The sequence below is a fragment of the Myxococcus sp. CA005 genome, from assembly GCF_006518205.1.
Classification (GTDB): Bacteria; Myxococcota; Myxococcia; order Myxococcales; family Myxococcaceae; genus Myxococcus; species Myxococcus xanthus.
This window is the reverse complement of sequence record NZ_SRLV01000066.1, coordinates 1-25240: the sequence shown is the minus strand read 5'-3', so window position 1 is coordinate 25240 and position 25240 is coordinate 1. Positions and strand designations below refer to the sequence as shown.

At 69.4% G+C, this 25240-nt stretch carries 20 protein-coding genes; 3 read left to right on the top strand and 17 right to left on the bottom strand.

Annotated features, from left to right (window positions below; translation table 11 throughout):
* Window positions 1-258 precede the first annotated feature (258 nt).
* From FMQ63_RS25655 to FMQ63_RS25580, 16 genes are all read right to left on the bottom strand, one after another.
* Window positions 259-810 carry a hypothetical protein gene (locus FMQ63_RS25655; RefSeq protein ID WP_020478998.1) on the bottom strand — a complete coding sequence of 184 codons (552 nt, stop codon included), beginning with the start codon at window positions 808-810 and terminating at the stop codon, window positions 259-261.
* Window positions 811-1070: 260 nt separating this feature from the next.
* Window positions 1071-1874 carry an ABC transporter permease gene (locus FMQ63_RS25650; protein ID WP_011550850.1) on the bottom strand — a complete coding sequence of 268 codons (804 nt, stop codon included), beginning with the start codon at window positions 1872-1874 and terminating at the stop codon, window positions 1071-1073.
* Between the two features lie 2 nt (window positions 1875-1876).
* Complete coding sequence (locus tag FMQ63_RS25645; RefSeq protein ID WP_020478999.1) at window positions 1877-2653, bottom strand: ABC transporter ATP-binding protein; 777 nt, start codon at window positions 2651-2653, stop codon at window positions 1877-1879.
* Window positions 2638-5151, bottom strand: coding sequence for a GAF domain-containing sensor histidine kinase (locus FMQ63_RS25640; RefSeq protein WP_225909734.1), 2514 nt, complete (start codon window positions 5149-5151; stop codon window positions 2638-2640). The genes FMQ63_RS25645 and FMQ63_RS25640 overlap by 16 nt, the downstream gene beginning before the upstream one ends.
* A gap of 103 nt (window positions 5152-5254) precedes the next feature.
* A complete protein-coding gene (locus FMQ63_RS25635) occupies window positions 5255-5530 on the bottom strand; it encodes a DUF5985 family protein (RefSeq protein ID WP_011550846.1) in 276 nt (91 codons plus the stop codon).
* 6 nt (window positions 5531-5536) lie between these two features.
* On the bottom strand, window positions 5537-5797 hold the full coding sequence (locus tag FMQ63_RS25630; RefSeq protein WP_011550845.1) for a DUF5985 family protein: 261 nt from the start codon (window positions 5795-5797) through the stop codon (window positions 5537-5539).
* The gene (locus FMQ63_RS25625; protein ID WP_011550844.1) at window positions 5790-6191 is read right to left on the bottom strand and encodes a hypothetical protein; all 402 of its coding nucleotides are present in this window, start codon (window positions 6189-6191) and stop codon (window positions 5790-5792) included. Before FMQ63_RS25625 ends, FMQ63_RS25630 begins: the two co-directional genes overlap by 8 nt.
* A gap of 55 nt (window positions 6192-6246) precedes the next feature.
* Complete coding sequence (locus FMQ63_RS25620) at window positions 6247-7383, bottom strand: two-component system response regulator (RefSeq protein WP_011550843.1); 1137 nt, start codon at window positions 7381-7383, stop codon at window positions 6247-6249.
* Entirely contained in the window at window positions 7380-7937 is a 558-nt protein-coding gene (locus FMQ63_RS25615) for a chemotaxis protein CheB (protein WP_011550842.1), read from the bottom strand. Before FMQ63_RS25615 ends, FMQ63_RS25620 begins: the two co-directional genes overlap by 4 nt.
* The gene (locus tag FMQ63_RS25610) at window positions 7934-8770 is read right to left on the bottom strand and encodes a protein-glutamate O-methyltransferase CheR (RefSeq protein ID WP_011550841.1); all 837 of its coding nucleotides are present in this window, start codon (window positions 8768-8770) and stop codon (window positions 7934-7936) included. Before FMQ63_RS25610 ends, FMQ63_RS25615 begins: the two co-directional genes overlap by 4 nt.
* Window positions 8767-14670 carry a HAMP domain-containing protein gene (locus tag FMQ63_RS25605; RefSeq protein ID WP_011550840.1) on the bottom strand — a complete coding sequence of 1968 codons (5904 nt, stop codon included), beginning with the start codon at window positions 14668-14670 and terminating at the stop codon, window positions 8767-8769. Before FMQ63_RS25605 ends, FMQ63_RS25610 begins: the two co-directional genes overlap by 4 nt.
* Before the next feature lie 231 nt (window positions 14671-14901).
* Window positions 14902-15726: a hypothetical protein gene (locus FMQ63_RS25600; RefSeq protein ID WP_011550839.1), complete on the bottom strand. Its 825-nt coding sequence runs from the start codon at window positions 15724-15726 to the stop codon at window positions 14902-14904.
* Between the two features lie 5 nt (window positions 15727-15731).
* Complete coding sequence (locus tag FMQ63_RS25595) at window positions 15732-16097, bottom strand: response regulator (RefSeq protein WP_011550838.1); 366 nt, start codon at window positions 16095-16097, stop codon at window positions 15732-15734.
* 28 nt (window positions 16098-16125) lie between these two features.
* On the bottom strand, window positions 16126-17601 hold the full coding sequence (locus FMQ63_RS25590; protein WP_011550837.1) for an ATPase domain-containing protein: 1476 nt from the start codon (window positions 17599-17601) through the stop codon (window positions 16126-16128).
* 87 nt (window positions 17602-17688) lie between these two features.
* Window positions 17689-18042, bottom strand: a complete 354-nt coding sequence (locus FMQ63_RS25585) for a DUF3703 domain-containing protein (protein WP_225909733.1) — start codon at window positions 18040-18042, stop codon at window positions 17689-17691.
* A gap of 64 nt (window positions 18043-18106) precedes the next feature.
* A complete protein-coding gene (locus tag FMQ63_RS25580; RefSeq protein ID WP_225909732.1) occupies window positions 18107-18919 on the bottom strand; it encodes an AraC family transcriptional regulator in 813 nt (270 codons plus the stop codon).
* Between the two features lie 221 nt (window positions 18920-19140).
* Here FMQ63_RS25580 and FMQ63_RS25575 point away from each other — a divergent pair, with 221 nt between their 5' ends.
* On the top strand, window positions 19141-20682 hold the full coding sequence (locus FMQ63_RS25575) for a PAS domain-containing sensor histidine kinase (protein WP_020478264.1): 1542 nt from the start codon (window positions 19141-19143) through the stop codon (window positions 20680-20682).
* Window positions 20683-20688: 6 nt separating this feature from the next.
* Here FMQ63_RS25575 and FMQ63_RS25570 read toward each other — a convergent pair whose 3' ends face one another.
* Entirely contained in the window at window positions 20689-22812 is a 2124-nt protein-coding gene (locus FMQ63_RS25570; protein WP_011550833.1) for an FUSC family protein, read from the bottom strand.
* A 177-nt stretch (window positions 22813-22989) separates the two neighbouring features.
* Between FMQ63_RS25570 and FMQ63_RS25565 the strand changes: the two genes are divergently transcribed.
* Complete coding sequence (locus tag FMQ63_RS25565) at window positions 22990-24333, top strand: short-chain fatty acid transporter (RefSeq protein ID WP_011550832.1); 1344 nt, start codon at window positions 22990-22992, stop codon at window positions 24331-24333.
* An 82-nt stretch (window positions 24334-24415) separates the two neighbouring features.
* Entirely contained in the window at window positions 24416-24916 is a 501-nt protein-coding gene (locus FMQ63_RS25560; protein ID WP_011550831.1) for a hypothetical protein, read from the top strand.
* Window positions 24917-25240: the final 324 nt, after the last annotated feature.

Below are 25240 nucleotides of genomic sequence, written 5' to 3'. Positions count from 1 at the left end.
TCCGATGTCCCCCTCCTTGAGCTGAAACCCTAACGCCGTCACGGCGCGTTTCGCGACGCCCTTCGGAACGTGCGTCGAACGCGCAACGACCGCTCTGTTCGGCGGAGCACGCACGCCTCGCGGGACCTCCATGGTAGACGTCGCGCCACCGTCTGGAGCCTCGGCAAGTGTGCTGCGCTCAACGCGCGTCCGCGCCCGTGAGCCGAGCGCGGCGGACCTCCCCGCCCAGGTGCGGACGGGGAGGTGCGTTCATCCACGTCAGCCGATGACGGGATCGCAGGTGTTGTCCTCGCCGCACATCAGCCCCAGGCAGCAGGCGGCGGACTCACCACAAGCCTCGCCAATGGGCGCGCACACCGGAGCACCCGCGTCCGGCTCCTCGCCACCGCCGGCATCCGGCTCCTCGCCACTGCCAGCATCCGGCTCCTCGCCACCGCCGGCATCCGGCTCCTCGCCACTGCCGGCATCCGGCTCCTCGCCGCCCCCTTCGCAGGGGCCCAGCGTGTCTCCATGCCGCTCATGCGCCGGCCAGGCCGACGTGGACACCGAGATGGTGTGCGCGTTGGCGGGGTTGCCGGGGGGAATGTGGCAGATGGTGACCTTGCCCGGCGTGGCGTCATCGTCCCCGGGGTACGTCGGCTCGTCGCCGAAGACAGGGCCTCCTTCGCCGGCCTTGCCTCCCAGCCCGCCGCTCTGAGGGGTCTGCGTGTCCGACTCACCGCCCGACGGTGAACCGCCACAACCGCCCGCGAGCAGTGAGCACAGGGCCATCACCACCGCGGACGAGAAAACAGGATTGAGGCTTCGCATCGGTATGCTCCAGGTACGGGTGTACGATTGCTGCCACCCACGCCGGGCCTCATCCACGACGACCTCAGCCACCACCTTGCACATGTCGACACCAGTCCGCGGGCAGGGGCGCGGCTTCTGGAGTCACAAGCGCGGTTCGTCCAGGACTCGGCCCCCCGCGGATACAGCCACCACGGAGATTAGACTCGCCCACAGCCCCATCGGCCACGCGTTTTCGCACGCCCTCACCGTGTCGACAGCACGACTGAAAACGTCCTGTATCAGCTCACGCTTTCAGCGCTGTATCGCGCGATGAGTCCGGTGCGCACGGCCTGTCGGTGTACCCGCGTGAAGAAGGCACACGCGAGCAGGATTTCCACCACCGCGAGGCAAGCCCCCCACAGCAGCGTGGACACCTGGAACGCGCCCCCCGCCGCGAGCGTGCGCATGCCCTCGAACACGTACGAGGGTGGTAGCAGATGGGACACGGCCTGCATCCACGCGGGCAGCGTGGACAGCGGGTAGAACACGCCGGCGAAGGGCGACAGCAGCGCGGGGATGGGCCAGACGAACCACTCCGACGCCGGGCCCAGGCGCAGCACCAGCGCGCAGCCGAAGATGCCCAGCGCGATGCCGAACAGGAACAGCACCAGCAGGAAGGGCACGAAGAGCACGCCGTAGGCGGCGAAGGACAGGCCGAAGACGGTGCTGGCCAGCACCAGCATCACCAACAAGCCCAGGGTGCTGGTGGCGATGCTGGAGAGCACCAGCCCGCCCAGGTATTCGGAGATGGTGAGCGGGGACGCGAACATGTTGAGGAAGTTGCGCGACCACACGTCCTCGAAGAACACCATCGTCACGCCCTGCATGACGCGGATGAAGAAGTCCCACAGCAGGACGGCGCCCAGCAGCACCGGAACGAAGTTGTATTCCTGGGAGGTGACGGTGTTGAGGTAGCGGCTCATGAAGCCCCACAGCACCATGTCGATGGCCACCCACGCGAAGAGTGGCAGGAAGCGCGCGAGGCTCCCTCGCAGGAGGTAGTAGTGGCGAAGCGCGACGGCGGCGGCCCGGTGCAGGTGCATGGTCAGCTCCGCTCCAGCGCGAGCGGCTCGCGCGCCACGGCGATGAAGAGTTCTTCCAGCGAGGCCTGGCCGTGCTCGCCGGGCAGCGTTCGCGGGTTGCCTTCCAGGAGCACCCGGCCGCGCGCCAGGAACAACACCCTGTCGCAGACCTCCTCCACCTCGTACATGTTGTGGGACGTCCACAGCACGCCGCCGGCGTCCCGCGCGGCGAACTCGCGAATCCGGGCGCGGATGTCTCGAGCCGTCGCGGGGTCCAGCGACGCGGTGGGCTCATCCAGGAGCAACAGGTGCGGACGGTTGAGCATCGCCTTCGCCAGCGCCACGCGAGTCTGCTCTCCGGAGGACAGCACGCCACACTTCACGTCGCGGTACTTCACCAGGTCGAACTGCTCCAGCAACTCCGCGATGCGCGCCCCCAGGGACTTCACCCCGTAGATGAGGCCGAAGACGCGCAGGTTCTGGTACACGGAGAGGTTGCCCGGCAGCGGCGAGTAGACGGCGGCGAAGTTCGTCAGCGCCAACGCGGCGGAGCGCTGCGCCGCCAGGTCCAGGTCCTGGATGTGGATGGTGCCGGACGTGGGCTGCAGCACGCCGAGCACCATGTTGATGGTGGTCGTCTTCCCCGCGCCGTTGGGGCCCAGCAGCCCGACAATCTCTCCGCGTCCCACCTCGAAGGAGACACCCTCCACCGCGGCCTTGCCGCCGTACTCCTTCCGCAACTTCGCCACCGACAACGCCTTGGGCACGTCCGCCCTTCCCACGGTCACCATGGCGCGCATTGTGCCGTGGACCGGGGCAGGCGCACGGTGAAGATGGAACCCAGCCCGGGCCGGCTCTCCACCTCGATGCGGCCGCCCATGGCGTCCACGATCTGCCGGCTGATGTAGAGCCCCAGTCCCAGGCCGCCATAGTGCCGGTCGGACACCGCGCGCTCGAAGCGGCCGAACAGGCGCGGCAGGTCCTCCGCGGCGATGCCGATGCCCTCGTCACGCACCGACACCCGCACCATCTCCTCGCCCTCGAAGGCCGCCTCCACCAGGACAGGCCGGCCCGCGCCGTACTTGGCCGCGTTGGTGAGCAGGTTCACCAGCACCTGGTCCAGCCGCAGCGCATCCCACTTCCCCGGCAGCGGGCCCGGCACCTCCACCCGCACCGGACAGCCCGCCTGGGAGAACACCTCCTCCATGCGGTCCACCGCGTCGCGCACCGCCTGGCCCAGGTCCACGTCGGACGGCTCCAGCATCAGCCGCCCCAGCGAAATCCGGCTGACGTCCAGCAGGCTGTCCACCAGCGCGCTCAGCCGCTGCACCTGCCGCACGGCCGTGGCCAGCCGGGGCCGCACCTTGTCCCCCACGTCTCCGAGCGCGGCGCGGTCGATGAGCCCGTGCTGGAGCTTCAGGCTGGTGAGCGGCGTCTTCAGCTCATGGCTGGCCACGGAGAGGAACTCGTCGCGCAGACGCACCGCGGCCTGCGCGTCCCGGTACAGCGACGCGTTCTCCAACGCCACCGCCACGCGCCGCGCCAGCTCCTCCGCCATGGCCACGTCGGCGGTGACCAGCCGGCGGCAGGGGGCCGCGGTGCCCAGCGTGATGACGCCCAGCGTGCGTCCGCGCATGCGCACCGCCACCGCGAGCAGCGAGTGTGGATTCAGCGCCTCCAGGAACGCGCGGTGCTCGGGCCCCTGGCACATGCGCTCGCGCAGCTCCGGCCCCACCTCGGGCAAGAAGCGCGTCTCCCCCGACAGGAAGCACTCGCGCGCCGGGTGCAGCGTGCCCTCCACCCATGGAAGGGACAGCGAGGCCAGCACCGACACGTCCCGCTCTGGCTCCCGGTGGGACGCGGCCACGGCGCGCGGCACGCCGTCCGCTCCCATCAACTCCACCAGGCAGTACGTGGCCACGTTTCGCGCGGCCACTCGCGCCAGGTGCTCCAGCGTCCACTCCACGTCGTCCAGGTGCTCGGCCAGCGCGCGGCTCGCCTCCAGCAGGAAGAAGAGCCGCTCCTCGGCCTCCTTGCCCGCCTCCAGCGCCACGTGCAGCTTGCCGCCGCGCTCACGCAGCGCCTCGTACAGCGCCGCGCGCTCCAGCGCCTGCGCGCACTGCTGCGCCAGCGAGGACAGGAAGCCGCGCTCCTCCGCGAGGAACACCTGCGGCCCGTCCCACGTGAACAGCAGGAAGCCCCGGATGCGGTGCTCCACCTTCAAGGGCAGCACCGCCCAGGCCCCGGGCCCCACGCCCTGGACGAGGTCCCGCGCCCACTCGGGCACGGCGCGCGGCACCGCCGCGTGGGTGGAGAACCACTGCGGCTCCAACTGCTCCAGCGCCCGGTCCACGCCGGGCACCTGGTCCGCCCACAGCCCTCGCAGGGTATCCAGCACCGCCGGTGCGTAACCGAAGGAGCCCAGCACGTGCAGCCGGCCATCCTCCAGCATGCCGAGCACCGCGCCGCGCGCCGGGCCCGCGGGGCGCAACTCCTCGCGCATCAGCGCTTCGGCCACGTCCTCGGCGGTGGCCGCGCGGGACAGGGCCGCGGTGATGGCCTGGAGGCGCTCGGTGCGCTGCTGCGCGCCGCGCGCCTCCGCGTACAGCAGCGCGTTGTCCAGGGACAGGCTGGCGCGCCGGGCCAGCTCCAACGCCAGCTCCAGGTCGGACGCGCCGGGCACACCGTCCGAGTCGCCCCGGACCAGCGACAGCGCACCGAGCACGCGGCCTCGCGCCAGCAGCGGCACGATGAGGCCCGCCCGGATGCCCAGGCGCCGCGCCACCTCCAACTGCGCCTCCGTGAGCACCACGCCCGGCAGCATCCCGTCCAGGACTTCGGGAAGGAGGGCGGCCTTGCCGGTGCGCAGCACCTCCGGGATACCGCCCTCGGCCGTCAGGTCCAGGGGCTGGAGGCGTGCCAGCTCGTGCACCAGCGGCACCTGCTCCGCCAGGCGGTGCGCCGCGGCCACCCGCTCAACCCGCCCGTCCGCCGTGAGCACGTCCACCGCGCACCAGTCCGCCAACAGCGGCACGGCCAACTCCGCCAGCCGCTTGAGCACCGTGCCCGAATCCAGAGAGGACGACAGCAGCTCGCCCGCGCTGGCCAGGAACGCGAGGCGCTCCTCCGCGTCGTCACTGCCGCGCAAGCGGACGGCATTCCCGGCCCCACCCCCACCCACCTGGGACTCCAGCCCTCGCGGCGGACACACCGCGTCCGGTTCCGTGGAGACGGACCGCTCGGGTTCGCGCTCGTCCACGGACGCGGGCCGCGAGGATGAAGAAGGGCGGCGCGACATGGGGTGTCGGAGATAATGACGCCCCTCCACCTGCGACAACGGTGCCCGGACGCAGGTACGAGGCAAGTGTCAGCCAGATGACCTGCCAGACAACGGCGCGGCCCTACCCGGAGCCGTGGCGGTTCGCGCGGTTCTTGTCCCAGATGGCGTAGAGGATGAGCAGGAAGGCGAAGAGCCGCACCACGTAGATGTAGTGGCGCCGCTCGTCATCCACGTCCAGCAACGCCGCCACCACCGAGTTGCCCGCCAGCATCGTGAAGGCCAGCGCGAAGAAGGCGAAGAGCCGGTCCTTCGACTGGACCCAGAAGCGCAGGAAGAACAGCGCGCTCGCCAGCCACGCCATCGCCACCGCACCGTTGAGCATGGGCTTGAGCATCATGGCACCTCAGGACGCGTCCCAGATGAGGCCATAGAGCAGGACAGAGGCACTGGACAACGTGGCGATGGCGCGCGGCATGTACAGGTCGATGGTGGCGGGCAGCAGCACCAGGTCCACGAAGAGGAGCACATTGCTGACCACCAAGCCCACGAAGCACAGCCCACTCCACAGGAGCAGCCGCATGCCCGTACGCTTGTAGGCCCGGAGCAGCAGCACCGCGCACGCCACGCTCGTCAACGCACACAGGATGTAGACTGCTTCAGCCATGGCCGTCCTTGTCCTTCTTCAGGATGAATGCCTCGGCAAAGCCCCGCACCTTGTCCAGCGGCCTCGAGAAGATGAAGGAGATGACGCTGACGCGCTTCGCGCTGTACACCGCCGCCAGCTCCGTCACCGCCTGCACATCCTCCGACGACTCAGGACCGTAGCGATACGACGGAGGTGAGGCACCATCGCTCACCAGCATGCGTCGGTTCGTCAGGTCCTCCAGCCTGGAGGCGGCGGAAGCATCTGTAATGCGCAGTTCCAGACTCACCGCCGATGCCGTCCACTCCCTGTCCGCGCGCGCCCGAAGCAGGAGGAGCACCTCCAGCTTCTCCAGGGAGTCGATGTGCGTCGAGATGAAGCGCTGGACCCGCTGTGGGATTCCGGCGTCACTCACACGGCCACCTTGCCCATGTTATTTTGTGCGTCAACCATTTCTCGACCGGCGATGTTCAGCGCGCGGGCCGAGGAGGGTTGCCCGCCTGGCTGCCCTCTTCCGCTAGCAAGGAGCCCTCCTCGCGCTCCTGTCCGGGGCTCCCGGTGCTCAAGCCCGGAAGGTTCCGCAGCACCTCGATGAGCCGAGTGAGCGGGCCTGTGTCCTCCCCCTGCGCCTCCAGTGTAGCGATGTGCTCCGTCAGCGGCAGGGGGAGCCAGTCGTGGCGAGCGGCGGCTCGGAGCGCCGTCACGTCCAAGAGGCCCAGCACCATGGTCTCCGGGCGTCCATGCATGCGAGGCAGCCGCTCACTGGAAGCGAGCACCGAACCGCGCTGGCCGCCCACGTTCCACTCCACGGGGAACGCCTGGAACACCTCACCGCGCGCGGCGCGCATCAGCGGCAGGTCTTCATCCGCGAGCAGCCGGCCATCCGCGCCGCGGAAGCATGCGTCCGCATGCAGCGCGCGCGCCTCGCGGTAGGCCAGACAGCCCCCCGCCAGCCCTTGCGCCGCCCGGTTGGCCAGCAGGGTGTGGCCGCTTCCCGGCTCCACCAACGCCAGCGGCATGGGGAGCGCGGCAATCGCCGCCTCCAGCCAGCGCTGCTGGTTTCGGTTGGTTTCTGAACGAAGCCGTTCGGCCTCCACGCGCCGCTGCGCCTCCAGCAACTCCCGCGCGTGCTCGCGCTGCTGGGCCTCGCGCAGCGCCTCCGCCTGCCGCCGCACCAGCTCCGTCTTGCGGTACAGCTCCACGAAGACGCTCACCTTGGAGCGCAGGATGGCGGGCTCGAAGGGCTTGAGCAGGAAGTCCACCGCGCCCATGGCATAGCCGCGCAGCTCCGGATGTGGCCCCCGCGACAGCCCGGTGAGGAAGATGACGGGCGTGCCGCGACTGCGCTCTCGCTCGCGGATGAGCTGGGCCGTCTCGAAGCCGTCCATGTCCGGCATGACGACGTCCAGGAGGATGACGGCGAAGTCCTGCGTCAGCAGGTGACGCAGCGCCTCGCGGCCGCTGCTCGCGGTGACCAGCCGCTGCCCCAGGGGCGCAAGCGTCGCCTCCAGCGCCAGCAGGTTCTCCGGCTGGTCATCCACCAGCAGCAGGCAGACGGGCTCCGCCGGAATCGCCGGCAGGCGCTCGCGCGTCGGCGCGCCGCTCAAGGCAGCACCTTAGAACGCGGCACATAGGCCAGCCGCGCGAGCCACCCTCCCACGGAACCCAACGTCAATTGCGCCATCGCTCCCTCCTCACCCGCTCCGCCCGTCTGGAGCGTGCTCACCACGGCCACCCGGGCGCCTCTCGCATGGAGCACCTGCAAGCCCGCCACCCCATCCTCGTGCCCCGCGAAGAGCAGCCCCGCGGCCCTGGGGCCATGGCTGTCCGCCGCGGATTCGAAGAGCGCGTCCAGGCCGGGCCGCTGCCCATGCTCGGGCGGCTCCACGGACAGGGACACGCAGCCCCGGTCCACCAGCAAGTGGTAGCCCGCGGGCGCCAGGTACACGGCGCCGGGCAGCAGCGGGTCCTTGTCGTCCGGCTCCACCACCGGCAGCGCGCAGCGGCGGCCCAGCGGCGCGGCCAGCGCGTCCAGAGGGCCCCGGTGCAGCGCCAACGCCACCGGCACGGGTAGGTGCGGAGGCAACAGCGCCAGCACCGACTCCACGTCCGCCGCCGCGCAGCGCGGCGCCCCCACCACCAGCAGCCCCAAGGGATTCATGCCACCCTCCTGAAGATGCGACCACAGTCATCCAGCATCTCGTAGGCCCCCGCGTGCGGCGTGCGCGCCAGCGACTCCTTGCGCCCCAGACACAGGAAGCCGAAGCGGGCGAGGCTCTCGAAGAGGCGGCCGTGGATGTGGTCGTGCAGTGCACGATTGAAGGTCAGCAACGTGTCCCGGCACACGATGACGTGGAACTCGTTGAACGAGCCATCCGTGGCCAGGTTGTGCTGGGTGAAGAAGATGCCGTCGCGCAGCCGGGGCTGGAGCAGCGCCCAGTTGCCATCGCGCGTGTAGTAGTCGGAGAGCGCGCCCTTCCCGCCCGCCTCCAGGTAGCGCTGCGCGTCCTCCTGCGTGGGCAGCGGCAGCACGCCGGTGCGCGCGTCCGCCAGCAGCCCTTCACTCGCGTCGGACGCATACAGCCGGCACTTGCCCCACAGCCCTTCCTCATGGAGGAGGATGGCCAGCGCGTACGTGTCCTCGCCGGTTCCACAGCCCGCGTGCCATACACGCACGGAGGGCCAGGTGCGAAGCACCGGCACCACCCGGGTGCGGAAGTCGCGGAAGAAGGCGGCCTCCGCGAACAGGGCGGGCGGTGTGCAGGACAGCGTGCGCAGCAGCGCGTCCAACGCCTCGGCGTCGTGCAGCACGCGGGCCTGGAGCGCGGAGAAGCTGTCCAGCCGCTCCTCGCGGAGGTGGTGCCGCAGCCGCCGCAAGAGCTGCGGCCGGGAGCGGCTGCGCAGGTCGAAGCCCCATTGCCGGGCCACGCCCTCCAGCAGCAGGTCCACCTCCAGCGCCTCCAGCTCCGCGCCGCGCGCGCCGGGCCCCGTCATCCGGAGACCTCCGTGCGCGAACCGCGCGGCGGCATGCCCCGCGGCGCGTGCAGCCACACGCGCAGCAGGCTGAGCAGCTTCTCGATGTCCACCGGCTTGGTGATGTAGTCGGACGCACCGGCCTCCAGGCACTTCTCCCGGTCCCCCTTCATGGCCTTGGCGGTGAGGGCCAGGATGGGCAGATGGACGAAGCGCTCCATGCGGCGGATGGCGCGCATGGCCTGGTAGCCGTCCATCTCCGGCATCATCACGTCCATCAGCACCAGCTCGATGTCGGCGTCCTTCTCCAACTGGTCCAGTCCCTCGCGAGCGCTCTCCGCGAAGGCCACCTTCATGCCGTAGCGCTCCAGCACGGTGTTGAGGGCGAAGATGTTGCGCACGTCGTCGTCCACGACCAGCACCTTGCGGTTCACCAGCAAGGGGTCCTTCTCGCGCGCCTTCTCCAGCATGCGGCGCTTGGGCTCGGTCAGGTCCGAGGGCGAGCGGTGGAGGAACAGGCTCGTCTCCTCCAGCAGCCGCTCCGGGCTCTGCGCGTCCTTCACCACGATGGCCTCGGCCACCCGCCGCAGCTCCGTCTCCTGGGCGCGCGTCAGCTCGCGGCCCGTGTAGACGATGAGCGGCGGCCCGCCCGCGCCGTGCGCCTCATGGACGCGGCGGATGAGCTCCGTGCCGGGCATGTCCGGCAGCCCCAGGTCCAGCACCATGCAGTCGAAGCGGCGCTCGGCCAGCGCGGCCAGGGCCTCCGCCGCGGTCCCCACCGCCACCGTCTGCACGTCATCACTGCCCAGGAGCTCCGTCAGCGTCTGGCGGTGGACGGGGTCGTCCTCCACCACGAGCAGCCCGCGGCCCTTGCGCTCCACGAAGCGCTTGAGGGACTCCAGCGCGGCCACCGCCGCCTCCGGGTCCGCCGCCGCGCGCAGGTGGCCAATGGCGCCCAGGTTGAGCGAGCGCTCGCGGTGGTCCTCCACCGACACCGTGTACACCGGCAGCGCGCGAGTGGACGCGTCGTGCTTCAGCCGGTCCAGCACCACCCAGCCCGCCATCTCCGGCAGGTCCAGGTCCACCGCCACGGCCGCTGGCCGCGTGTTGCGGACGGCGTCCAGCGCGTCCTCCACCTCGGTAGACACCAGCAGCTTGAAGCCCGTGCCCTGCGCCGCGGCACGCAGGCGCGCGGCATGGTCCGCCAGGTGCGTCACGGCCAGCAGCACCTTGTCTCCAGGCAGGATGGAGCTCCGGTCATCGTCGATGTCCATCCGGCTCAGCGAAGACACCCGCGACTCGGAGACTGGCTCCGCGATGGGCGCGGGGAGCACCGTGGTGGCCAGCGGGTTGTAGTCCCAGCGCGCATGCTCCTCCGGCGGACGCTCCGCCATGAAGGCCAGCGGCAGGTAGAGGGTGAAGGCGCTGCCCCTGCCCACGTCGCTCTCCAGCCGGATTTCGCCGCCGAGCAGTCGCGCGATTTCACGGCTGATGGACAGGCCCAGGCCGGTGCCCCCGTACTTGCGGGCGGTGGAGCCATCCGCCTGCTGGAAGGCCTCGAAGATGATTTGATGCTTGTCCTTCGGGATGCCGATGCCTGTGTCCGCCACGGTGAAGGCGACCACCGAGGGCGCGGAGGACAACATGGCGTGGTCCGGAGACCAGCCGCCCTTCGCCAGACCGATGTGCAGCGACACCGAGCCGGACTCGGTGAACTTGAAGGCGTTGGACAGCAGGTTCTTGAGCACCTGTTGCAGGCGCTTCGCGTCCGTCTCCAGCTCGCCGGGCAGTGAATCCCCCAGGCCGATGTGGAACTCCAACCCCTTTTTGTCCGCCACCTGCCGGAAGGTGCGGTCCACGAACTCGCGCAAGTCGCCGAAGCGCAGCGGACCCACGTCCACCGCCATGGTGCCGGATTCAATCTTCGACAGGTCGAGGATGTCGTTGATGAGCTCCAGCAGGTCCGCGCCGGACGCGTGAATCGTCTTGGCGAACTCCACCTGCCGCGACGTGAGGTTGCCATCCACGTTGTCACTGAGCGTCTGGCTGAGGATGAGCAGCGAGTTGAGCGGCGTACGCAGCTCGTGGCTCATGTTGGCCAGGAACTCGGACTTGTACTTGGACGTGAGGCTCAGCTGTTCGGCCTTCTCCTCCAGGGCGAGCTTGGCCTGCTCCACCTCGCCATTCTTGCGCTCCACCTCCGTCTTCTGCTCGGAGAGCAGCTTCGCCTTCTCCTGGAGCTCCTCGTTGGTGCTGCGCAGCTCCTCCTGCTGACGCTTGAGCAGCTCCTCCGACTGCTGAAGCGAAGTGGCCTGCTGCTCCAGGCGCTTGTTCGTCTCCGTCAGCTCCTCCTGCTGCTTGCGGAGCTCGTCCGTCAGCGCCTGCGACTGCTTCAGCAGCGCCTCGGTGCGCATGTTGGCGGCAATCGTGTTGAGCACGATGCCGATGGACTCCGTGAGCTGCTCCAGGAAGCCCATATGGACCTCACTGAAGGTGTGGAAGGAGGCCAGCTCGATGACGGCTTTGACTTCCCCTTCGAAGAGCACCGGCAGCACCACGATGTTGCGTGGCACCTCCTCGCCCAGGCCGGACGCGATGCGGATGTAGCTGTCCGGCACGTCCGACAGGAGGATGGGCTCCTTCTCCAGGGCGCACTGGCCCACCAGGCCCTCGCCGTACTTGAAGGTGTTCGCCAGTCCCTTGCGCTGGCGGTACGCGTAGGACGCCAGCAGCTTGAGCATCTGGTCGCCGCCGTCCGCGCGCTCGGAGATGTAGAAGACGCCGTGCTGGGCATCCACCAGCGGCGCCAGCTCCGACAGGATGACCTTGGACACCGTGAGCAAATCCCGCTGCCCCTGGAGAACGCGGGTGAACTTGGCCAGGTTCGTCTTGAGCCAATCCTGCTCCGTGTTCTTCCGCGTGGTGTCCTTCAGGTTGCGGATCATCTCGTTGATGTTGTCCTTCAGGGCGGCCACTTCGCCCTGGGCGGACACGGTGATGAACCGCGTGAGGTCACCCTTCGTCACGGCGGTGGCCACCTCGGCGATGGCGCGCACCTGCGTGGTGAGGTTGGCGGCGAGCTGGTTCACGTTGTCCGTGAGGTCGCGCCAGATGCCCGCCGTACCGGGCACACGGGCCTGACCACCCAGCTTCCCTTCGATGCCCACCTCGCGGGCCACCGTCGTCACCTGGTCGGCGAACACCGCCAGGGTGTCGATCATGCCGTTGATGGTGTCCGCCAGCTCGGCGATTTCACCCTTCGCGTCCACCACCAGCTTGCGCTTCAGGTCGCCGTTGGCCACCGACGTCACGACCTTGGCGATGCCGCGCACCTGCGTGGTGAGATTGGAGGCCATGGAGTTCACGTTGTCCGTGAGGTCCTTCCACGTGCCGGCCACGCCCTTCACCTCGGCCTGACCGCCCAGCTTGCCCTCGGTGCCCACCTCGCGCGCCACGCGCGTCACTTCCGAGGCGAACGAGTTGAGCTGGTCCACCATCGTGTTGATGGTGTTCTTCAGCTCCAGGATTTCGCCCTGCACATCCACGGTGATTTTCTTCGACAGGTCGCCCTTGGCGACGGCCGTCGTCACCTCGGCGATGTTGCGCACCTGGGACGTCAGGTTCGACGCCATGGAGTTCACGTTGTCCGTGAGGTCCTTCCACGTGCCTGCCACGCCCTTCACCACGGCCTGGCCGCCCAGCTTGCCCTCCGTCCCCACCTCGCGCGCCACACGCGTCACTTCCGACGCGAACGAGTTGAGCTGGTCCACCATCGTGTTGATGGTGTTCTTCAGCTCCAGGATTTCGCCTCGCACGTCCACGGTGATTTTCTTGGAGAGGTCACCATTGGCCACGGCCGTGGTGACTTCCGCGATGTTGCGCACCTGGGACGTGAGGTTGGACGCCATGCTGTTCACGTTGTCGGTGAGGTCCTTCCACGTTCCACCGACGCCGCGCACGACGGCCTGACCACCGAGCTTTCCTTCCGTACCCACCTCGCGCGCCACGCGCGTCACTTCCGAGGCGAAGGACGACAGTTGGTCCACCATCGTGTTGATGGTGTTCTTCAGCTCCAGGATTTCACCGCGCACGTCCACGGTGATCTTCTTGGAGAGGTCACCGCGCGCCACCGCCATCGTCACCTCGGCGATGTTTCGCACCTGGGACGTGAGGTTGGACGCCATGCTGTTCACGTTGTCGGTGAGGTCCTTCCACGTTCCACCGACGCCGCGAACGATGGCCTGACCACCGAGCTTTCCTTCCGTACCGACTTCCTTCGCGACGCGCGTCACTTCCGAGGCGAAGGATGACAACTGGTCCACCATCGTGTTGATGGTGTTCTTCAGCTCCAGCACCTCGCCCTTGGCATCGACGGTAATCTTCTTCGACAGGTCGCCCTTGGCGACGGCCGTCGTCACCTCGGCGATGTTGCGCACCTGAGACGTCAGGTTCGACGCCATGGAGTTCACGTTGTCGGTGAGGTCCTTCCACGTGCCGCCGACACCGCGCACGACGGCCTGTCCTCCGAGCTTGCCCTCCGTGCCCACTTCACGCGCCACGCGCGTCACTTCCGAGGCAAATGAGTTGAGCTGGTCCACCATCGTGTTGATGGTGTTCTTCAGCTCCAGGATTTCGCCGCGCACGTCGACGGTGATTTTCTTCGACAGGTCGCCGTTCGCCACCGCCGTCGTCACCTCGGCGATGTTGCGCACCTGCGACGTGAGGTTGGACGCCATGCTGTTCACGTTGTCCGTGAGGTCCTTCCACACGCCGGCCACGCCCTTCACATCGGCCTGACCGCCCAGCTTTCCGTCGGTGCCCACCTCGCGCGCCACGCGCGTCACTTCCGAGGCGAACGAGTTGAGCTGGTCCACCATCGTGTTGATGGTGTTCTTCAGCTCCAACACCTCGCCCTTGGCATCGACGGTAATCTTCTTCGACAGGTCACCCTTGGCGACGGCCGTCGTCACCTCGGCGATGTTGCGCACCTGGGACGTCAGGTTCGACGCCATGGAGTTCACGTTGTCGGTGAGGTCCTTCCACGTGCCACCGACACCGCGCACGACGGCCTGTCCGCCCAGCTTGCCCTCCGTGCCCACTTCACGCGCCACACGCGTCACTTCCGAGGCGAACGAGTTGAGCTGGTCCACCATCGTGTTGATGGTGTTCTTCAGCTCCAGGATTTCGCCGCGCACGTCGACGGTGATCTTCTTCGACAGGTCGCCCTTGGCGACGGCCGTCGTCACCTCGGCGATGCTCCGCACCTGCGCGGTGAGGTTGGAGGCCATGGAGTTCACGTTGTCCGTGAGGTCCTTCCACGTGCCGGCCACGCCCTTCACCTTGGCCTGACCGCCCAGCTTTCCGTCGGTGCCCACCTCGCGGGCCACGCGCGTCACCTCGGAAGCGAATGCGCCGAGCTGCTCCACCATCCCGTTCACCAACCGGGCGGTGCGGAGGAACTCGCCTCGGAGGGGACGTCCATCCACTTCCAGGGCCATGGTCTGCGACAGGTCACCTTTGGCCACGGCGCCGATGACGCGGCCCATCTCCGTCGTCGGTTGCACCAGGTCGGCCACCAGCATGTTCACCGACTCGACACAGTCGCCCCACGAGCCCAGCGCGCCCACCACGTTGCCGCGCTGGGTGATGCGGCCTTCCTTGCCCACCACGTTGCCGATGCGCTCGAACTCACGGGCCATGCGCTCGCTGAGTTCGATGATTTCGTTCAACGTGTCCGCCACCTTCCCGGCGCTGCCCACCTTGTCCACCGGCATGCGCACGGAGAAGTCGCCCTTGCGGACGGCGGTGAGGACCCGCAGCAACTGGCGCGAGTCGAGCGACTGCGAATCATCCTCCCGGATTCGCGGTGAAGGGGGAGCCGCGACAGCTTCACGGCGGGAGGAAACCTTCTTCGTGGCCATATGAGTTCCTGGTCGGTCCCGGGACGGCGAAGCACGGGCTGCCGTCCTGCGGGAATCTCGCAGCTAGAGCGTGTTCTCTCGCGCTTTCGCACACTTGGACCAGTCCCCCTGGGACGCCCGGCTGGCCATCAGCCGACATTCCGGGAGGACTTCGTCCGGCAGCCAACACTGGCTCGGACGCGGCGCCACTCGGTGTGAAAGTCGATGCGCTCGCTGACGGAGCAGGCAGGCTCAGTGCCGGACGCGGGGCGCGGGCGCGCGGACGCGCACCTGCATCTGCTCGTCTCCGGCCACGACGCTGCTGAGCACCTCGCGCTGCTCCGGTGACAGCCGGGCCACCGCGCGCAACGACGCCACCAGCACCAGGGACTCCAGCGGAGACGGCACGCTGATGCCGTCCGGCCCCGTCTTCAGGGGCAGCGGCAGGCGCGGGGCGCGCCCCGCGGCGGTGAGCGCGTCCACGGCATACGAAGGGGACGTGTCCAGCGTGACGGCAATCGCGGGCAGGCTGGTGGCGGCGTCACCCTGGCCACGCGCCTGCATCTCCATCAACATCTGCAGCGCGCCCGGCTTGAAGTACAGCGCCAGTCCCGCGCGCCCGTCCCCCATGTGGAAGACGCACCCCTCGAAGGTGTGGTTCATCGGCCCGGTGACGGCCACCTCGAAGGGCTGGCTGTCATCCCAATGCGTCCAGGGCCGCGCATCCCAGTACTCCGTCGACGCCTGCACGAAGAGCAGCGCCTTGTCCGAGCCAAGCCCGGACAAGCCTCGCTGCCCCCACGCCACGAAGGTCGCGATGGCCGCGCAGGAAGACAGCGCTTGCGGTGAAGGCTCCGCCACGGCGAGCCCCAGCTCCGCGCCCGCGGCGGCCAGCGCCGGCGCGCAGCGCACCTCCGCCGCGTCCACCCCTTCCAGCAGGGCCCGCAGCCCCGCCCCGTCGTCCGATTCGAACACAGGCGCGGCGGGCTCTCCGGAATCGGAGATACGCAGATACACCTGGACCTGCGTGTTGCCCTGACTGAGTGGCACGGGGCCCAGCTTGAGCAGGTAGAACATGGGGCTCAGCCTTGCTTTCCGTCCAGGGCCTTGCGGACCTGTCGCATCAGCGCGTGGATGTCGAAGGGCTTCTGGAGGAACGGCATGCCAGGATACCGATGCCGCAGCGCGGACACGTCCACCGCGCTCATCCCCATGAGTGAGACATCCTTGTAGGCCGGCTCGGCCCGGATGCGCTCGATGAGTGCCGGTCCGTCCAGAACGGGCATCATCCAGTCAGTGAGGACCAGGTCCGGCCGGAGCTCCGCCATCCGCTCCAGCGCCTCACGGCCGTGAGAGGCCGTCAGGACGCGATAGCCCTCCTCCCGAAGGAGGTCCGCCAGGGCTTCCAGGATGCCCTGCTCGTCATCCACCACCAGGACCGTCTCCATACGGGTGGTACTACTCCTCGACGTTCGTTCAGAAATGGCCAGTGCCCGGGTGCCGGGCAAGTCCCGTGAGCAGGGTATCCACAGCGACACTGAAGGGGGGCAGCACCTCGATTCCCTGGGGTGTGATGACGAACTCCCTCAGGGTGGGGTCATAGTGGGTGTCACGCATCTTGAAGATGCTCAGCAGCCTGCGCAGGCGGCCTTCGAGCTCGACATGTCTCAGGAAAAAGAGGTTCTCCGCCACAGCGGAAGGACCCACCTCCATCGGGACGTCCAGCACCGGACCGAAGAGCCGCGGTGTCTCCATGCCGAAGAGGGTGGTGGTCCCCGTGCAACGCAGCTCCTGGGTGAGGGCCGCGAAGAACGAATTGATGCGCGCGGGCTCGGGCGAGGCCTGTTGCATGGCGCTGAGCCCGTCCACGAACACCCGCTTCACGTTGCGCCGCCGAACGTCCGACAGGAGCTGGTCCGCCAACACGTCGAGAATGCACTCGGAAGGCGGCTGCCAGATGAAGTTGAGCCGTCCATCCGCCATAGCGCCGCCCAGGTCGATACCCGCGGATGCAACCTTGCCCAACAGCCGGTTGGGCGGCTCGTAGAAGCCCATGTACAGACAGTGCTCGCCCTGCTTCAGACCCTCTGCCAGCAAGCTGCATCCCAGCAGCGTCTTGCCCGCGCCAGGTGGACCGAGCAGCAGGGAGGTGGACCCCGCCGCCAGCCCCTCCGGGAAGAGCGCGTCCAGGGACGGAACGCCGAAGTGGAGGCGGTGGGCGCCCGGGTCCGGCGGCGGCGTGCGCTGCACCCGCGACTCCAACCGGGGGAAGACCTCCAACCCGTCGCTGGTGATGCGGAAGGCGTGGACGCCGTGCAGCGTGGGGCTCCCCCGGAACTTGCGCACTTGCAGCTCGCGCCAGGAGCGCACGCCCTGGGTGCGCTCGCGCAGCTCCAGGATGCCATCCACCATGGTGTATTCCGGATGGACGGCGGGACCGTTAGCGCTGGTGAGCAGCAGCGCCGTGAAGCGCGTCAGCCCGGCGGCGACCTGGAGCTCGTGGATGAACTTCTTGAAGTCGCGGCTGCTGCCGGCCGCCTCCTGCGCCTGCACCAGGCCATCCAGCACCAGGATGCTGGCGTTGTGGTTGCGCACCTCGCGCCGCAAGAGCTCCAGCAACCCCGGCAGCCCGTGCTCCTCCAGCGTGCGGAAGCCGCTGACGTAGTAGACGCCCTCGGGCAGCAGCGCCGAGTCGAAGAAGGCCATGTCCCGCATGTTGGCCAGCATGCGAGCGTGGGACTCCGCCAGCAGCGTGACATACAGGCACCGCGCGCCGGCGCGCCCCTGGTGGTAGCAGAGCTGGTTGGCGAAGAGCGTCTTCCCCGCGCCCGGCTCCCCCACGAAGATGTAGACACCCGACGACACGAGCCCGCCGCCCAGCACGGCGTCAAGCCCAGGCACGCCAGTCGATACGCGTGCGTCCTGCCGTGCGGGTTGCTCGGAAGAGGACATGATGTCCGTTCCATACCGTAATTCGCCCCAGCGCGCGCCTCGGAATGTGAGAAGAGAACCGCGCGGGCCGTGAACAGCGAAAGGGCCTCAGCGGTCGGCGTCCAGCAGGGCGCGCAGGTCGTCGGGAATGGGCATGGGCGTGAGGATGCCCACGTTCGCGCCACCGGTGTTTCCCAGCGGTGCCCGCCCGAGCCATGAGCCTGGCGCGGCGACCAGCAACCGCACCACCTGCCCCACCCACTCCGCGGCGTTCCGCCGGCGCCACCCGAACCCCAGCATGCGCCAGTGCACCCGCACGTGAGGGCCCGCGTGGGCCTGACTGAGGACGTGGACCCGCTCGAGGTGCCGCCAGGTACGCACATGCTCCGAACGCGACTCCGCTTCATGGGCCTCGCGCAACTCCGCTTCGAAAGCGGCGCGCAGCTTCGGCTTCATCGACATGGATTCTTCCCGGTCATGTCGCCACCTTCGCGCCACGAAGCCCCCGCCGGCTTGTAAGAACGCGCTATCGCGAGGGCGGGCGCACCCACTCCACCACCCCGGCAATCTCCGAAGGCTTGAGGCCGAAGGTGCGGCGGAAGGCGTGGTTCAGGTGCGCGCTGTCGGTGAAGCCCGCGGCGTGCGCGGCCTCGGTGAGCGACGCGCCTTGTTGCAGATGCTCGGCGGCCCGGTGCAGGCGCAGCCAGAGGATGTAGGGCCGCAAGGGGAAGCCCACCTGCGCGCTGAACAGATGCGACAGCCGGCCCACCGACAAGCCCACGCGCGGAGCGAGCGTGGCCAGACGCACGTCTTCCTCCAGCGCCTCTGGCAGCAGCCGCAGCAGCTTCTTCACCGCGGGGTGGGTGGGCTTCGCGACGCCCGCGTCGGCTTGGAGCTCACGCAGCAGGACCTGCGTCTGCGCCTCGGCCTCCGCCCAGCGCACCGGCAACCGGCCAATGCCACAGGCCCTCAAACGTTCGCCCGCCGCGCCCCACGCGGCCGCGTCCGCGCCAATGCCCAGCGTCGCCAGCCTGCGGCCCACCAGGTCCTCCGCGGGGACGTGGAGCAGCACCGCTGCCAGGGCGCCTTCAACGATGGCGTGCTCGGCGTCCGGAGGAACGACGGCCGCCTGACATGCGACCTCCTGCTGACGGGCGTCGCGCAGGCGCACCGGCGCGTCCAGGGACAGCAGGACCTGAAAGGTGGGGTGGGCGTGCGGGTCCGTTGGAGCGAGCGGCCCCACGTACATCAAGCGCCGGGGGCCGAAGAAGACGCGCCCCAACCACCGGTCCTCACGGGAAGGCGGCACACGGGCGCGGGCGAGGCGAGGAGGCGGCATGGGGCGGGCTCGGTGCGCCATCCTCGCATGTCTCCGCCTGCGCATTCCCCGCGAGGAAGCAAGGCCCTGCCCCAGGGCGCCCCGGCCTGCCCGGTTCCGGAGATTCGGCGGACGATGCACCCCTGGCCGTAAGGGGCCGGTGGCGCCCGGCTCCCCGGGTGTATTGATTGAAGAAGGTCCGAGACACGGGAGAGCCCCCGCTCCAGGGGAGGGAGCGCGCCATGGCGGAGAGGGAGCCGGGCCTCGACGCAGCGGGGGACGTCAGCCCGCCTGCCCGGGGTGGACATGACGCGCTGGTCGACAATGTCGACGGCATCGTCTGGGAGGCAGACCCCTCCGTCCGCTTCATCTTCGTGAGCAAGCAGGCGGAGCGGCTGCTCGGCTATCCGGTGGAGCAGTGGCTCACCGAGCCTCACTTCTGGTTGGAGCACCTGCATCCAGACGACCGGGCCTGGGCCTCCACCTATTGCCACACCGCGGTGGAGCAGTGCCTTCCCCACGAATTCGAATACCGGATGCTGGCCGCGGACGGCCGCGTCGTCTGGCTGCGTGACATCGTCACCGTGCTGTCCAAGGACGGCCGCGCCCACCGGCTTCAAGGCGTCATGGTGGACGTCACCGAGCAGCATCAGGCCCAGGAGCGGCTGGAGCAGACGGTGTCCCTGCTGGAGGCCACGCTCGACTCGACGGCGGACGGACTGCTGGTGGTCGACCGGGACGGACACATCACCGCCTGCAACCGCCAATTCGAGCAGCTCTGGGGACTGACGGGACTGGCTGCCTGCACGCACGACGCGACGCTGCTCGCGGCCGTGCGCGAGAAGTTGAAGGCCCCGGACGCCTTCTTGTCGCGGGTCCAGTCCCTGTACGAGGAGCCAAGCCAGGAGAGCTTCGACATCATCGAACTGCGCAACGGCCGCATCCTGGAGCGCTACTCCCTGCCTCAGCGGCGGCGCGGGCTCATCACCGGCCGCGTCTGGAGCTTCCGCGACGTCACCGAGCGCGTGCACGCACAGCGCACGCAGGAGCGGCTGCTGGCCGAGGCGCACGAGGCCATTCGCGTGCGCGACGACTTCCTCTCCATCGCCGCCCACGAGCTCAAGACGCCCCTGACGCCGCTGCGCCTCCACCTGGAGCTGCTGAAGCGGGCGCTGGCGGCCAGGGAGCCCATCGCGCCCGAGCGCGTGGACAAGGCCATGGCGCAGGTGGACCGCCTGTCCGCGCTGGTCAATGATCTGGTGGACGCCACCAGCGTGGAGGCGGGCCGGCTGAAGCTGCAACGCAAACCCGTGTCGCTCCTGGAGGTGGCGAACGAAGCGTGCTCGGAGTTCCGTGGCCTCAGCGCGGAGCATGCCTTCATGTGCGAGCTCCCCCAGGAGGACCTCCTCGTCATGGGCGACCGGGGCCGGCTGTCACAGGTGCTGGCCAACCTCCTGGAGAACGCCGTCAAATACAGCCCGCTGGGCGGCACCGTGCGCGTCTCCCTGTCTCACGTGGACGGCAACGCCGTGCTCAGCGTGGCGGACGGTGGCATCGGCATCTCCCGGGAGGAGCAGGCGCACCTCTTCGGCCGCTTCTTCCGCGCGAGCAACGCGCCCGTATCCGGCTTCGGGGGCCTGGGCCTGGGGCTCTACATCTGCCGGGACATCATCGAACGGCACGGCGGTCACATCTGGGTGGACAGCGAGCTGGGCCGAGGCTCCACGTTCCATGTCTCGCTGCCCGTGCTGACCGCGACGGCGCAATGGGAGGCCCGGCCCTGACGCGGCTCACCGCAGGACCGAGCCACTGCTGAGCCGCGACACGGCGCCGTGCAACATGCCCAACTGGCGGGGCACCCGTTCGAGCAACGCGCCGAAGACGGGGTCATCCGTCTTGCACGACACCTTCAACGGCGGCAGGGGCGGCGGCACGCGCCGGTCCGTGAGCGCGTCCGCGAGTTCGTCGAGCGCGCGCCCCGCCTGGTGCGCCAACTGCTTCAACTGGTCGGGAACCTCCGCCTCCGGCCGCTCCATGCCCAGGGCCGTCACCACGGTGGCGAAGCGGCGCGCATAGGTGATGACGGCCATGCCTGACTCGAGCTGCTGGGGCGGGCCATGGTACTCGGCGGTGAGCCGCTCGAAGGAGGCCTCCGCGTCCAGCAGCGCCAGGCTGAAGGTGCGCCGCGCGGCGCCCACCTCGGGCCGGGTGCCGCTGCGTCGGGAGATGACCTCGCGCAGGTATTCACCATCCGCGCGTAACGCGGTCGCCGCGGCTTCCGGGAAGCGGCGGCGCTCCGGCATGGGCCACAGCAGCCACGCGCCCGTCAGCGCCAGCGCGCAGGCCACCAGCACTCCCAGCGCGCGCTGGCCGGCGAGGCTCCAGTCCCCCGAGCTCAACGTGGCCAGCAGCAGGTAGTCGGGCGTGAGCAGGACCTGGAAGGCACCGAAGTTGATGGGCAGGAGGGACACCGACACCGCCGTGAGCAGGACGATGACGGCGAGCAGCGCGGAGGGAGAATGCACGCGCGTGGCAATCACCGCCGCCAGGCATGCGCCCAGCAGCGTCCCGCCGACGCGCTGGAGCGCGCGCTCCTCGGTGATGGCCGAATACGGTTGGAGGATGGCGATGACGGTGAGGCTCACCCAGTGGGCGTCACGGATGCCCAGCGCCCGCGTCACCACCAGCGCCGCCGTCGCCACCAGCCCCACGCGCAGCGCGTGCCGGAAGACGAGCGAGTCGGAGCGGAGGTGGTCGCGAAGCGGGGCCAGCCACGAGCGCGTGCGCAGCGGCTCCTGGCCCACCACGCTCCGCCCGCGGTCGGACACCGGGTCGCCATGGAGCAGGCCCGCGGCCGTCTCGTGCGCCACTCCCGCCAACTCCCGCAGCTTCCCGAAGAGCGCCTCCACGTGGATGGACAGCGGGTCCTCGCGGTTCCGGATGTCTGGAGCAGGCCGGTAGAGCCGTCTGCGCGAGCGAGGCACCATCCGGGGCGCGCGCGGGACGCCTTCATTTCGCTCGCGCACCAGCACCTGCTCCACCCAGCTCGCCATGGCCGCGTAGGCGTCACACAGCGAGTCCACGCGTGCGCGCAGCGGCAGGAAGCGGGGCTCGCGCACGGCCGCCTCCATGGCCTCGGCCAGGGCGATGAGCTGGGCGGACATCGGCTCGCACGTCTCGAGCAACACGAGCAGGTGCTCGCCGCGCCGGGACCTGCCCAGGTGGGTGCCGCGCATGGCCCCCAGCGTGGCGCGCGCCTGCTCCATGAGGGGCCGCACACTCATGTGCCGCTCCGCGGCCTCCACCCACTCCTGGGAGCTGGCGCCCTCGCGCGACAGGCGGCCCAAATCCCAGCACGCCTCCGCCAGCTCCCCGTACACGCGCGCGATGGCCCTCCGCGCCGGGCGGTAGGGCCGCAAGGGCCACAGCACCAGGGACAGCGTCATGGCCCACAGGCCGCCGAAGAGCAGCCAGAAGGCGCGGGCCAGCGCGGCATCCACGCCCACCGCGGGCGCGCCCAACGACACGACGAAGATGACCGCGAGCTGCCCGCCGACGGAGCCCGCCGTCTCTCCGTAGCTCCGCGCGAAGGCCGCCGCCGTCACCCCCAGCCACATCAAGGATACGTCCAGCCACGGCATGGACCCGCCCGGCGCGCCCAGCGCTCCCACCAGGGCCCCCAGCAGCGTCACCGCGCCCAGCTCCTTCGCGCGCGTCCGGTACGAGCCGCCCTTGTCGGCCAGCGACACCAGGAGACCGGTCAAGCCTCCCCAGCTCGCGTCCTTCACGCCCAACAGGAACGCGAGGACCAGGGGGACGGAGGTGGCCAGCGCGGTCCGCAAGCCCGCGCCAATGGCGGGCTTTCCTGGCCGGACGCGGAGGACGGAGCGCAGGTGTCTCAGCAGTCGGCGCATCCTGGAGCGTTGACACCGTGCGGCGCGGAAGGAACCTCCGCCCTCCCTCTCCGGGCACCCCTTCAGCCAGGGGAGCCTGCGTGCCCGGGCTCGTGCGGCCAGGGCTCGCGACGGGATTGCGCCGCCGGCGCGCCGCACATGCCGTAACGTGCCGGCCCTGCCAAGGAGCGACACCTCGTGGAGACCCTTGTCCGAATCGCGGAGAGCCTCGGCCGCTTCTCTTCGCGCTTCGTCCCCAGCGCGTTCGCCATCGCCGTCCTGCTCACGCTGCTCACCATGGCGCTGGCCACCGGCTGGGCCGGCGCCGCGCCGCCCGCCGTGCTGGACGCCTGGGGCGGCGGCTTCTGGGAGCTGCTCGGCTTCTCCATGCAGATGGCGCTGGTGATGTTCACCGGCTACCTGCTGGCCCTCACCGGCCCCGTGCGCGCGTTGCTGGAGCGCGCCGCGCGGGTGCCACGCACGCCCCGGGGCGCGGCGGCGTGGATGGCCTTCGTCTCCATGGCCCTGGCCTACGTCAACTGGGGTCTGTCCCTGGTGGCCAGCGCCATGCTGGTGCGCTTCATGGTGAAGCGCCGGCCGGACGTGGACTACCGGCTGCTGGTGGCGTGCGCGTACTTCGGCCTGGGCGCCACCTGGCACTCGGGCCTGTCCGCCTCCGCGCCGCTGCTGGTGGCCACGCCGGGCCACTTCCTGGAGAAGAGCCTGGGCGTGCTGCCCATCGACAGGACGCTCTTCTCGCCCTTCAACATCGGCCTCACGCTGGCCGTGGTGGCGGGGCTGACGCTGCTGGCGTGGCTGCTGCACCCGAAGCCGGAGAACACCGTCCGCGTGGACCCCGCGGTGCTGGAGTCCCTGGGCGACTTCACCCCGCCCCCGCGTCCCTCCGAGCGTGGCTTCGCCGCGTGGCTGGACCACTCACGGCTGCTCAACACCGTCATCGGCGTCCTGGGGCTCGTGTGGCTGGCGCGGCACCTGTGGATGAATGGAGGCTGGCGCGCGCTCAACCTCAACGTGGTGAACTTCACCTTCCTGGTGCTGGCGGTGCTGCTGCACGGCACCCCCGCGCGGCTGCTCAAGGCCAGCGAGGAGGCCGGCACCGTGCTGCACGGCATCGTCCTCCAGTTCCCGCTGTACGCGGGCATCTACGGCATCTTCAAGGCCACCGGCCTGACGGAGCGCATCGGCGAGCTGTTCGTGTCGTTGTCCACGCGCGAGACGTTCCCCGCCATCGTCTACCTGTACAGCGGCGTGGTGAACTACTTCGTCCCCTCCGGCGGCTCGAAGTGGGCCATTGAAGCGCCCTACCTCCTGGACGCCGCGACGCGGCTGGGCGTGGCGCCGGAGAAGGTGGTGCTGGCGTATGCGTGGGGCGACATGGCCACCGACCTCATCCAACCCTTCTGGGCGCTGCCGCTGCTGGCCGTGGCGCGCTTGGAGTTCAAAGAGCTCCTGGGATTCCTGCTGGTGGCCTTCCTCGTGTACCTGCCGCTGGTGACGCTGGCCTTCTTCCTCTTCGGCTGAGCGGCGACGCGGGCTGTGGTAGACCCAGCCTGGCAAGGCGGGCCTGGGGGCCTGTCACATCACGAGAACGAGGGGACTTGAGATGGCGAAGATGCTGACGCGGGGCCTGCTGTGCGCGGTGCTGGGTATGTCGCCGGTGGCCATGGCGCAGGACGCGGAGCCCGCCGCCGCGCAGGTGAAGGCGCCGGACGCGGACGCGGTGCGTGACACCTGGAACTACTTCTACAAGGGCCAGGGCCAGGGCCCCGTGCTGGTGGAGGCCAAGGTCTGCACCGAGGTCGCCAAGGAAGGCCCCAACAAGTACGAGTGCACCGCGGAAGTCGGCCCGGAAGGCATCAAGGCCGGCACCAGCGTGATGCTGTGGCAGGCCTATCTGGTGCCGCAGGGCGACTCCGTCGAGGACATCATGGTGCAGTCGAAGCAGGGCGCCGTCGTCCGTGAGACGAAGGACGTGAAGATCAAGGGCGAGGGCTGGCGCGCGCGGCAGTGGACGGGCCTGCGGCTGAACAAGCCTGGCACCTGGACGGTGTCGGTGCTGCGCGGGGACCAGGTGCTGAAGGAGATTCAGGTCAAGGTGCTCTGATTCACCCCTGAAGCAGGTGGAAGCACCTCAGCGCCCGCCAGCGGCCCTCAGGCCACCTGGCGGGCGTTTGCGTTGGCGCACCCGGCACACACCTGCCTCCAAGGCCGGGCAGTCCGTCGTTTTTCCCCTGACGTTCCCTGCCGGACAGGGAGTTTTTTCAGCGCGCCCGACATCCGCCTCTGCCCCGAGGGCAATGTTCCGTCCGTCTCCAGAGGGGAGCCGCCCCGCCACGGCGTCTGGCAATGCCCTTGCACAAGAGGTTCTCCGGTTGAGGGGCAGGGGGTTGTCGGGCTGTCTCTTATACACCTCTCCGAGCCCACGAGA

Bases quoted from the DNA above. Each gene is read 5' to 3' on its own strand.
- FMQ63_RS25650 (WP_011550850.1), bottom strand. From the start codon at position 1,874: ATGCACCTGCACCGGGCCGCCGCCGTCGCGCTTCGCCACTACTACCTC.
- FMQ63_RS25610 (WP_011550841.1), bottom strand. From the start codon at position 8,770: ATGACGGGGCCCGGCGCGCGCGGCGCGGAGCTGGAGGCGCTGGAGGTG.
- FMQ63_RS25605 (WP_011550840.1), bottom strand. From the start codon at position 14,670: ATGGCCACGAAGAAGGTTTCCTCCCGCCGTGAAGCTGTCGCGGCTCCC.
- FMQ63_RS25615 (WP_011550842.1), bottom strand. From the start codon at position 7,937: ATGAATCCCTTGGGGCTGCTGGTGGTGGGGGCGCCGCGCTGCGCGGCG.
- FMQ63_RS25570 (WP_011550833.1), bottom strand. From the start codon at position 22,812: ATGCGCCGACTGCTGAGACACCTGCGCTCCGTCCTCCGCGTCCGGCCA.
- FMQ63_RS25560 (WP_011550831.1), top strand. From the start codon at position 24,416: ATGGCGAAGATGCTGACGCGGGGCCTGCTGTGCGCGGTGCTGGGTATG.
- FMQ63_RS25600 (WP_011550839.1), bottom strand. From the start codon at position 15,726: ATGTTCTACCTGCTCAAGCTGGGCCCCGTGCCACTCAGTCAGGGCAAC.
- FMQ63_RS25635 (WP_011550846.1), bottom strand. From the start codon at position 5,530: ATGATGCTCAAGCCCATGCTCAACGGTGCGGTGGCGATGGCGTGGCTG.
- FMQ63_RS25630 (WP_011550845.1), bottom strand. From the start codon at position 5,797: ATGGCTGAAGCAGTCTACATCCTGTGTGCGTTGACGAGCGTGGCGTGC.
- FMQ63_RS25655 (WP_020478998.1), bottom strand. From the start codon at position 810: ATGCGAAGCCTCAATCCTGTTTTCTCGTCCGCGGTGGTGATGGCCCTG.
- FMQ63_RS25590 (WP_011550837.1), bottom strand. From the start codon at position 17,601: ATGTCCTCTTCCGAGCAACCCGCACGGCAGGACGCACGCGTATCGACT.
- FMQ63_RS25580 (WP_225909732.1), bottom strand. From the start codon at position 18,919: ATGCCGCCTCCTCGCCTCGCCCGCGCCCGTGTGCCGCCTTCCCGTGAG.
- FMQ63_RS25645 (WP_020478999.1), bottom strand. From the start codon at position 2,653: ATGCGCGCCATGGTGACCGTGGGAAGGGCGGACGTGCCCAAGGCGTTG.
- FMQ63_RS25575 (WP_020478264.1), top strand. From the start codon at position 19,141: ATGGCGGAGAGGGAGCCGGGCCTCGACGCAGCGGGGGACGTCAGCCCG.
- FMQ63_RS25640 (WP_225909734.1), bottom strand. From the start codon at position 5,151: ATGTCGCGCCGCCCTTCTTCATCCTCGCGGCCCGCGTCCGTGGACGAG.
- FMQ63_RS25595 (WP_011550838.1), bottom strand. From the start codon at position 16,097: ATGGAGACGGTCCTGGTGGTGGATGACGAGCAGGGCATCCTGGAAGCC.
- FMQ63_RS25585 (WP_225909733.1), bottom strand. From the start codon at position 18,042: ATGTCGATGAAGCCGAAGCTGCGCGCCGCTTTCGAAGCGGAGTTGCGC.